Origin of the sequence: Desulfurococcus sp. (genome assembly GCF_049970475.1) — an archaeon.
GTDB lineage: Archaea > Thermoproteota > Thermoprotei_A > Sulfolobales > Desulfurococcaceae > Desulfurococcus > Desulfurococcus amylolyticus.
Map to the genome: position 1 here is coordinate 1 of NZ_JBMFMW010000050.1, position 9,054 is coordinate 9,054.

Genomic DNA, 9,054 nt, shown 5'->3' on the forward strand with positions numbered 1-9,054 from the left:
CTATGATAAAGATCATGCAATGATATACAGTATATACAGGAGAAAGTAGCTTAGACATGGAAAATAAATTCCCTTTTAAACATGTTTAAACATAATTTAGAAAACGGGGTCTGTTTTGTCTAGAAACAGGGGTACAGGGGACATCGCTGAAGAAGTCTCTAGAACCCTGAGGAAAGCTGGTTTCCGGGTCGAGTTTCTTTCATACCCTACCTCAGCTAGAAGCATCGATATCATTGCGTGTAGAGGCGATACCAGGGTTTTCATAAAGGTTTCGCAGGATTTAAGGGAGGTCTCCTGGATAGAGGTAAATGACTTAAAGAAATCAGGGATAGTGTACGGTTCGAACACTATTATAGTGGCTGAGAAAAACGGTAGGCGGGAGCTTGAGGATGATGTAGTATATGTCAGGAACGGCGTCAACATCGTTACTACGAATCTTCTCGGCAACTATTTATTGAGGAACAGCAAGCCTATTGTTGTAAACATTAGAGGAAACTACCTCTTGAAGATTTCTGCTGGAAAATTCCAAGTGAAAATGAAGGAAGTAGGGCTCACAAGGGGCGAGTTAGCGGAGCTACTTGGAGTAAGCAGAAAAGCTGTCTATATGTATGAAAGAGGTGAGCTAATGGTATCGCTTCAAAGAGCTGTGGAATTAGCCAGGATAATGGGGGAGGACATATTTGAGGAGATAGATATACTCGGAGACAAGCCCCCGGAGCCTTATGCAGGTACGCTGGAAAACGAGTACTTGCCGGGCGATGAAATAGAGGCAGCCCTGTGGAGGCTCCTAGATAGACTCGGAGACCTCATAGTAAAATTATCTAGAACTCCAGTGGATATTGTTGTGAAAGGTGGAAACGTGATAACTGTGACCAGGCTGGATATGGCTGAGAATAAGGCTGAGAAACTAGAGAACGCTGAGAAACTAGTGAAGACAACTGGTTCCAAGCTCGTAGTTATTAGAACGAAAAACGACCTAAAAGAAATCCGTGACGTACATTTGTAAAGCATGGAGAAGGATAAAGAAGCCGGGCCCAGGTTGAGTGGCACGATGCATATTTAAACCCATCAATCTATGGGCTTCCATGGATCACTAGCCAGGTTCTAAAGTAAGGGGGGATTCATGAAAATCATTATTACAGGCCGCCCCGGTGTGGGTAAGTCGACGTTTTTCGAGAAGTTAATATCAGAGCTCAGAGAGAACAATCTATTGGTTGGCGGTATTAAAGCGCCTGAAGTAAGGGAACATGGTGTGAGGGTAGGGTTTAAAGTTACTGATTTATTAAGTGGTGAAGAAGCATGGTTAGCAAAAAAGAGTATACCTGGCTCGGTGAGGATAGGGTCTTATACTGTGCTCGTTGAAGAGGCATCCAGGATCATTGAGACAGCGTTAAGGAGGGCTCTTGGAGAAGCCAGCGTCATAGGTATAGATGAAGTGGGGCCCATGGAGCTTAAAATACCTGTTTTCAAGCCATTGTTCCTGGAGATCCTCGACTCCGGTAAACCAGTCATACTTGTCGTACATTATAGATTGACCGATAGAGATATACTGGGTAGACTTAGTGACGCCGAAAAAATAGTGTTAACCATGGAGAACAGGGAGCACGTTAAATCAAGTACGAAGGGGTTGATTAATAAAGTAATCGAGGCCCTGGCTCCGTCTCGATCCTGAGGGAGGATCTCAACCGTGGAGATATGGGGCGGTGTATAGTCAATGACTGAAGTAAAGATACTCAGCCGTGAACAATTGATCCAGGAGGGATTAGCTAAGCTCGTAATACCCCGGATGGATGAGTATAGAAGACCCGATGGATCAATAGAGCCGGCTTGGATGCCTGTCTTCTATAATCCACAAGCCATAGTAAGCAGGGATGTGACCGTCTCAGTCCTCAGGACCCTGTATGGTTCGAGGAATATATTTTTCATTGATCCATTAGCCGGCACTGGAATACGTAGCATTCGCATAGCGCTCGAGAAGGGTGGTGAGGGCATAGTAAACGATATTGATCCACATGCATTATACTACATAAGGAAAAACCTGCGGCTCAACAACCTATACCCTGGAAAACTACACGTGTACTCGCAGGAGGCAAATGTCCTTCTCAATAATTTTACCTTCACGGGTATATCACTCGACTATATAGACCTAGATCCCTACGGCTCCCCAGTCCCATTCGTGGACTCGGTGTTTAAACCCCTGGGTAAGAGGGCGTTGATAGGTGTCACGGCAACCGATACAGCCCCGCTCACATGTAGTCACTACAGGAAAACCCTTAGGAGATACTGGTTTACTTGTGTCCACACCGATTTCGAGAAAGAAATAGGGGCTAGGTTACTCATCGCGTACATAGTTAAACACGCTTCAGCACTCGACATTGCTGCTAGGCCATTGCTTATATTCATTTATAAGCATTATTACAGGGTTTTCTTTGAAACCCTGAGGAGCACGGGGGAAGCATATCGATTAATTAATGAATGCCTGGGTTATATATGGTACTGCCCATCGACACTGGAAAGAGGATATATTAAATCCCTGGATGAAGCCAGGGATTTAACATGTATTAATAACGAGAAACCGGTTCTAACAGGCGAAACATGGATCTGCAGCCTAGGGGAGGCTGAGTTCATTGATAAGGTATTCAATGAAGCCGATAAAATAAGCTGGCTTCACAGGGATTCGAGGAGAATACTTGGGCTCCTCAGGAATGAGACTAGGTTGAATAACCCGTATGTACGAATAGATAAGCTATGCTCTATTATTGGGAGAAATATGCCGAAATACGAGACCCTCATAGAGGCTTTGAAGCAACACGGCATCATGGCTTCCCGCACACACTTTGATCCACGGGGATTAAAGATAGATAGCGATGTGAAGGCCTTGACCGAGGTGTTGAAGAGTATTTAATCCGGTGGTTAACATGTAGCAAGATTTTTTACTCTTCACTCTTACTTAAAATATAATTGGGGATGCTCTTGTCTCAATTATTCGATAAAATCCGTGGAATAGTGTCAAAACATATAAGTGAATCCTCCCAGGGCATCATTCTATCTATAAGGGTGAAACCTGGAGATGTAGAAGACTACATAACTATCGAGGGGGATGAACTGGTTTTCCACACAGCTGAGCAATCAGAGAAAGGCCGGGAGAATGCTGCACTAGTGAAGTACTTGGCAAGGGAGCTGAAGATCCCTGTGTCCAAGATAGATATAGTGTATGGTCGTCGTGAAACACTTAAGAAAGTACTACTCAATGATGTGGACCCTGATGAGCTAGTGATTAAGCTAGCTAAGCTGGTTAGACTCGTGTAGTCGTGGAGCCACCTATAATTATTTCTCCTTTATCCAAGCTTTTAACTCAGCGTATAGGACATGGGTGGTTATAGTGGGCGATTTTGAAACAAGTAGGGAGAAAATAATAAGGCTATTAAGGGAGACCACTAGACCTTTAACTGTTAGGGAGATAATCAGTATTCTTCAATTGAACACTACACCTAGAGAGGTATACGAGGATCTATTGCATATTGCTAAAAGCGTTTTCTCTAAGTCGAATGGGGAAGAAGTGCTTCTCATGGAGCCTCCTAGATGCAGGAAGTGCGGCTATGTATTCAAGGATCTCGGGAAGCCTAAGGAGGTTTCCCGGTGTCCCCGATGTAAAAGCGAGTGGATTGAGCCGCCTCGCTTCATAATTTCTAAACGCGGGAACCATTAACAATACCTATTATCTCCCTGAGATCCGAGACCACGTGTTCGGCGAACCCACAGGCTTCACCACATGGCTTTACAGCAATCGAGTGCCCCACGTTTCTGAATACTTCTATATCCCATTTACTGTCCCCGACATAATATGTGTCATGGATGCTTATCGAAAGGGATTCGGCCAGGTTCTTCACTATTCTAGGCTTCTCCCTTAATGGTACTAGCGCTTCTCCACCCGGTATTAATTCATCATTATGGAACGCAAGCTTATTGTAGAGGCAGAGATCCACTCCAAGCTCCCGGCAGACCCTCTCAACCAGTATGTCGATACCGCTGCTTACAACAGCGACTATGTAATCGGCATCCTTGAGTGCCCTAATAACCTCGGGGGCTTCCTGTTTAATCCTGATGGTTGATAATGCATTCTCAACATCCCGTCTCTTTATCGGCTTACCCCATGCATGTATCATTAATGCTATATCTATCTTCATCCAATCCAGGTATGTTATCAGGTTTCTCTCGTAGAGCTCGGCAAAATACTTATTGTCTCTGCTACCAAAGTACTCATGTAATTGCTGCCAACTACTATGGTTGTATGTGAGTACACCATCACAATCGAAGACTATTAATCCACTCGGCAATCCTCACTACCTCTTTCATTAATTCACTTGTTTCACTACCACGGTAATTCTTAGTGAAATTAATCTTCAACTTATATCCCTTCTTACTGCTTGAAACACGTAGTAGCCAACCACTGTGGGTCTCAGCCGTCAGGCTGTTTCTACCCCGTTCGATTTGTTTAAACAGATTAGTGTTTTTAAGCACGGATTCAAGCATACTTATTACATCCTCTTTCCTTCCTCCACCTGTTTCAACCTGTGTTTCTCTTTTCAGCGAGTCTAGGGCCTGGTTTAAAGCCTCTTCAACCTCCTTGATGCCGCTGTATGATGCTAATGCTTCACTCAGTATCTCTGTGATCAAGTATGTCATCCCAGCTGACTTTAATATGTTCACGATCCGTGTAAAATCATTGCTTTTAAGGAATGCGGCGAGGTTTCGTGGATCTCCATTATATATGCTGAACCTATATACTTCCTCGCTCTGTTGAAACAATTTCTTTACCTCTATTAAAACCCTGGTTTTCTCCTGGTTAACCATATACTTGTTTAACACCGGGTTCACTATGTGGCGGATGAAGTCAACGTTCAATTCTTACACCTGTTCTACATTAATCATGTTTAACCTATTATAACATGTATTGTTCTAACCTGTCTCTAAGCGATTAAAACCCCGGTGTATTAATTATAGTAGTAGGGATACCTGGTGTTAAAGGATCAGCTATGAGCAAAGTCTCCAAGTATTATGCAGCATTAAGGAGTAAAATCATGGATGAGGTATCCACAATTCTCAACGATGAGGAGAAGAAAGCATCCCTTAGAGACCCTCATTCAAAACGGGCTCCGAGACCCTGCGGCTTAACAATACACACTGGTATTGGGTGTACAATGGGGTGTTCATACTGCTACATAGGTGACATGGGGTTTCCAACGAACTCGATAAAGCCGTATCCTTTAAGTGGTGTGCAGCTAGTCTACGCGTTGCTTAATAATAAATACTTCCTCCCAGGTGAAAGGGGAACCCTGATCGCTATTGGTAGCGTAACAGAACCGTTTCACCCGGCAGTCCTCGTGAAGACCCTTGAATATATCTGGGCGGTGAAAAAGTATCTGGGCAACTATATTCAGTTCTCCACGAAAGCTTATATATCAATGAATACGGCTCTTAAAGTAGCTGCAATAGACCCAGGTATATCGCCATTGATCACCCTAGTCTCGATCAACTACTCTAGCGAGCTGGAGAGGAATGCACCTAGACCAGAGATCAGGCTTGAATCGATAAGAAATCTCAGGGAGGCAGGATTAAAGCCGGTATTGTTCCTGAGACCCATAATACCGGGGATAACCGATAAAGAATATGTAGAGATCATAGATAAGGCAGCCGAATACGGGGCAGTAGGGGTTGTTGCAGGGGGTTTAAGGGTAACTCCGAGAATCATTAGCAACCTAAAGGAGGCTGGAGCCGATATAAGGGAAATAGAGAGAAGGCTACGTATACCTCTAGAGAAGATGCGTGAGGGAGTGCAATACAATATCGATGTAGCAGATATAAAGAAGAATATAGCGGCTTATACCAGGAGAAAAGGCTTAAAGTATTTCCCACTAGCATGCATGGCTAACATTTACAGTCATGGCGAGTCATGTTGGAGAATGATCTCCATGGGAATAACGGATACTGCAAAGCCGCTATACAAGCCCGAGAAAGATGTTATCGAGGAGTTATTAAGGGAAATAGGGTGTCGCGGTGGCTTCAAAGGGTTTTCAAACGGTTTCATCAGGGTAAGTATACGGTCTAAATGCGATAAGGTGCTGGCCGGGGAAGTGATCAAATACTGGTTCAGGGCCTGCCCTGTCTTCACGGGTAGCTAGGTTGGGTTTTCTCCCTGCAATTGCTTGCCAGGAGCCTCTCAAGCCCCCTTATCCTCTCCCTTAGTAAAATTATCTGGGCATACATTTTCAACTCATAATAACTCTTAGTGTCCTCGGGTAGAATACCCTTGGACTGAATCCTTCTAACCTGTCTCATAGCGTTTTCCACCGTGGTCTTTAAGGAGTCCGCAAATTCCTTTATATCACGTGAGCCGGCGAGGGCCTCTATTACGGTGTAATCCTGTGGTGGAATAGGTTCTTTGCTTGTGACGACCCCTAGTATCTTTCTGAGTAATCCATAAATGGCTGATTCAACAATTATCTCTAATTCCTCAGAGTCCACGAGATACTGGTCGCCCAGCTCTACGACCTTGACATCAAGCTCCCTTGCAAGCATCATCGCCGAGTCATCGGCGTAGCCCTTCGCAACGATAAGGGGCTTTAGACCCAGGAGTAATGCGTTGACGTATGCCTGCCTAATCCCTGCTACATCGATCCTGCCGGCTTTTATTTCAACCGCGTACTTCTCCCCACCAGGTGATATAGCTATAGCGTCAACCTCCCCTATCTCAACTCCTTCAATCTTTATCTTCTTCCTCGTTTCCTCGATTCTAAATCCTTGTTTCTCAAGGTATTCTAACGCTATTAGCTCACTGCTTCGCCATTTTCTACTGGAACTAATACTCACTTTCTAACCCTTACCCACGTTGTTTCAAGCCCCTTATCCATTAGCTGTATACCTATCTTTGATAAATCGCTTCTTATAGTGTCTGATAAGTCGTATATGCCTCTCTTTCTGAGCTCCTTCCTGACATTTATAAGTATCTCTACCATGCTATCCAGTAATGCCTCACCCTCCTCCACTCCTTCCAGCTCCCTATCTAGTACGCCGAGCACTGTATTGAATTCCCTGAGTAACTTTATGCTTGTTGATACAAGTAGGTGTCTTGGATTATACTGTATATCCCTGAATAATATTGTAAGGTACTCGTTAACCACTGCAAGAGCCTCCGCCGTGTTAAAGTCATCGCTTAACGCGTTATGGAAGCGTGTGTGGAGTGATACAAGCTGGTTAAACACCTTCAAGTCCTCCTCGCGTGCATAGTGTAGGCCTGTTGACTCGTGGGCCAGCCTCCTCAGTAGCTGGGCTGCTGTAGTTAGTCTCTCATATAGTTTCACAGAGTTTTCGAGAGCCTCCTCGGAGAAATATAGCGGCTTCCTGTAATGCGTTGAGAGATACCAGAGCCTCAGGGGCATGGGACCCCATTTATTGAATGCCTCCTTTAACGGTATAATATTCTTAAGGCTCTTACTCATCTTATCCTTGCCAACCATCACAAGCCCTGAATGCATCCATATGCTTACCCATGGCTTAGACCCGAAGAAAGCCTCGCTCTGAGCCCTCTCGTTCTCGTGGTGTGGAAATATCAGGTCGGTTCCACCGCCATGTATATCGAACCTGGAGCCCAGGTATCGGCTACTCATAACACTGCATTCTATATGCCATCCAGGCCTACCCCTTCCCCACGGGCTCTCCCAGTATGGTTCACCAGGCTTGGCAGCCTTCCAGAGTGCGAAGTCGTATGGGTTCCGTTTCTCTGAGAGGAACTCCTGCTCCTGACCCCATGTCTCCTTGCTCACTCTACCGGATAAGTGGCCATAGTCATCGTACTTGTCTACATTGAAGTATACGCTTCCGCTGGATGCGATATAGGCATACCCCTTGTCTATTAACCCCTGGATGAAGCCTATTATCTCATTGATGTGCTCTGAAACACGTGGATGATGATCTATTGTCACATTCAATTTCTCCAGGGCTGATAAATAGTCGCGTGTGTATTCATCCACGATTTCACTCCAATCCCTACCCTCATCCTGGGAGCGCTTTATGATCTTATCATCTATATCAGTGATATTCATGACGTGGACTACGTGGTATCCCCTTAGAGAAAGATACCTCTTGAACGCATCGTATATAACATACGTCTTCCCATGCCCTATATGTGTATAATCATAGACTGTTGGCCCGCATACATACATTTTAACTATGCCGGGCTCAATGGGCTGCAGCTCCTTTAAATCCCTGGATAAAGTATCATATATTTTTATAGCTGGAAGCATGCCTCCCAATCCTTCAATAATATTTGTGGAAGACATTGAGAACCAGCTTCGCAACCTTTAAGAAGACCTCGGCCAGCTCCTCCGTAGTCAAGTATTTCTTCATAGCTTCCTCGCCATGGAGTACATCGCTAACCACTAGAACACAGGCGGTCTCAAAACCCCTTAGCCAGCCAAGCGCGAATAATGCTGCAGCCTCCATTTCCACTGCAACAATCCCGTAGTGCAACAGCCTCTCGGCGAATGACGGGTCTTCAGCGTAGAATGCATCACTGGAGAAAACCGGGCCCTTCTTATATTCTATTCCATGCTCCTCCATAGACTCGATTATCCTTGTAGTTAACACGGGATCCGGTGAGGCGGCGCCGCATATTCCAGGCATGTACTGGCCTAGTCCACAGCCGTTGACCGTGTATGCTGCACCGGTTGCAACGATCACATCACCTATCCTGGTATCTTTTCTCACACCACCGGTTGTACCTATCCTGACTATCCTCTTGGCTCCTAGCTGACGTAGCTCCTCGAAGACTATGCTAGCACTTGGGGCGCCTACCCCGTGTGTCGCAATGGTTACCTTCTCACCGTAATATAAGCCGGTAACTATCTTGAATCCCCGGTGGATGTTAACGGTTTTAACGTTGCTGAGTAGCCCGGAGAGTATGTCTACGCGTCCAGGATCACCGACAGCTATAACGTTCTCGGCTATATCGCCTGGGGAAGCCTTAATATGTATGGGCAAGTCGACACACCCCTA

11 protein-coding genes are annotated in these 9,054 nt (G+C 45.2%); 6 read left to right on the plus strand and 5 right to left on the minus strand.

What is annotated here, in order from left to right:
• Positions 1-115 precede the first annotated feature (115 nt).
• The 5 genes from ACP5N5_RS04195 to ACP5N5_RS04215 all read left to right on the plus strand — a co-directional run bounded on the left by ACP5N5_RS04195 (position 116) and on the right by ACP5N5_RS04215 (position 3,709).
• On the plus strand, positions 116-1,006 hold the full coding sequence (locus ACP5N5_RS04195; protein ID WP_012608480.1) for a helix-turn-helix domain-containing protein: 891 nt from the start codon (positions 116-118) through the stop codon (positions 1,004-1,006).
• 117 nt (positions 1,007-1,123) lie between these two features.
• Positions 1,124-1,672 (plus strand): NTPase, encoded by a 549-nt coding sequence (locus ACP5N5_RS04200; RefSeq protein WP_428133214.1) that lies wholly within the window; start codon positions 1,124-1,126, stop codon positions 1,670-1,672.
• A 42-nt stretch (positions 1,673-1,714) separates the two neighbouring features.
• The gene (locus tag ACP5N5_RS04205) at positions 1,715-2,905 is read left to right on the plus strand and encodes a N2,N2-dimethylguanosine tRNA methyltransferase (RefSeq protein ID WP_428133216.1); all 1,191 of its coding nucleotides are present in this window, start codon (positions 1,715-1,717) and stop codon (positions 2,903-2,905) included.
• 68 nt (positions 2,906-2,973) lie between these two features.
• On the plus strand, positions 2,974-3,309 hold the full coding sequence (locus ACP5N5_RS04210) for a DUF167 domain-containing protein (protein ID WP_042667579.1): 336 nt from the start codon (positions 2,974-2,976) through the stop codon (positions 3,307-3,309).
• A gap of 73 nt (positions 3,310-3,382) precedes the next feature.
• On the plus strand, positions 3,383-3,709 hold the full coding sequence (locus ACP5N5_RS04215; protein WP_428133219.1) for a transcriptional regulator: 327 nt from the start codon (positions 3,383-3,385) through the stop codon (positions 3,707-3,709).
• On the opposite strand, the gene ACP5N5_RS04220 is transcribed toward ACP5N5_RS04215, so the two are convergent.
• On the minus strand, positions 3,690-4,337 hold the full coding sequence (locus ACP5N5_RS04220) for an HAD-IB family phosphatase (protein ID WP_428133221.1): 648 nt from the start codon (positions 4,335-4,337) through the stop codon (positions 3,690-3,692). The genes ACP5N5_RS04215 and ACP5N5_RS04220 overlap by 20 nt on opposite strands.
• Positions 4,306-4,905, minus strand: a complete 600-nt coding sequence (locus tag ACP5N5_RS04225) for a hypothetical protein (RefSeq protein ID WP_428133224.1) — start codon at positions 4,903-4,905, stop codon at positions 4,306-4,308. Before ACP5N5_RS04225 ends, ACP5N5_RS04220 begins: the two co-directional genes overlap by 32 nt.
• Positions 4,906-5,036: 131 nt before the next feature.
• Here ACP5N5_RS04225 and ACP5N5_RS04230 point away from each other — a divergent pair, with 131 nt between their 5' ends.
• A complete protein-coding gene (locus ACP5N5_RS04230) occupies positions 5,037-6,182 on the plus strand; it encodes a radical SAM protein (RefSeq protein WP_428133226.1) in 1,146 nt (381 codons plus the stop codon).
• Here ACP5N5_RS04230 and ACP5N5_RS04235 read toward each other — a convergent pair.
• The 3 genes from ACP5N5_RS04235 to ACP5N5_RS04245 are packed head-to-tail and all read right to left on the minus strand — an operon-like array spanning position 6,169 to position 9,039.
• Positions 6,169-6,870: a recombinase RecB gene (locus ACP5N5_RS04235; RefSeq protein WP_042667574.1), complete on the minus strand. Its 702-nt coding sequence runs from the start codon at positions 6,868-6,870 to the stop codon at positions 6,169-6,171. The two genes, ACP5N5_RS04230 and ACP5N5_RS04235, sit on opposite strands and share 14 nt — an antisense overlap.
• Complete coding sequence (gene cysS, locus ACP5N5_RS04240; protein ID WP_428133230.1) at positions 6,867-8,339, minus strand: cysteine--tRNA ligase; 1,473 nt, start codon at positions 8,337-8,339, stop codon at positions 6,867-6,869. Before cysS ends, ACP5N5_RS04235 begins: the two co-directional genes overlap by 4 nt.
• Complete coding sequence (locus ACP5N5_RS04245; protein WP_428133233.1) at positions 8,317-9,039, minus strand: purine-nucleoside phosphorylase; 723 nt, start codon at positions 9,037-9,039, stop codon at positions 8,317-8,319. The genes cysS and ACP5N5_RS04245 overlap by 23 nt, the downstream gene beginning before the upstream one ends.
• Positions 9,040-9,054: the final 15 nt, after the last annotated feature.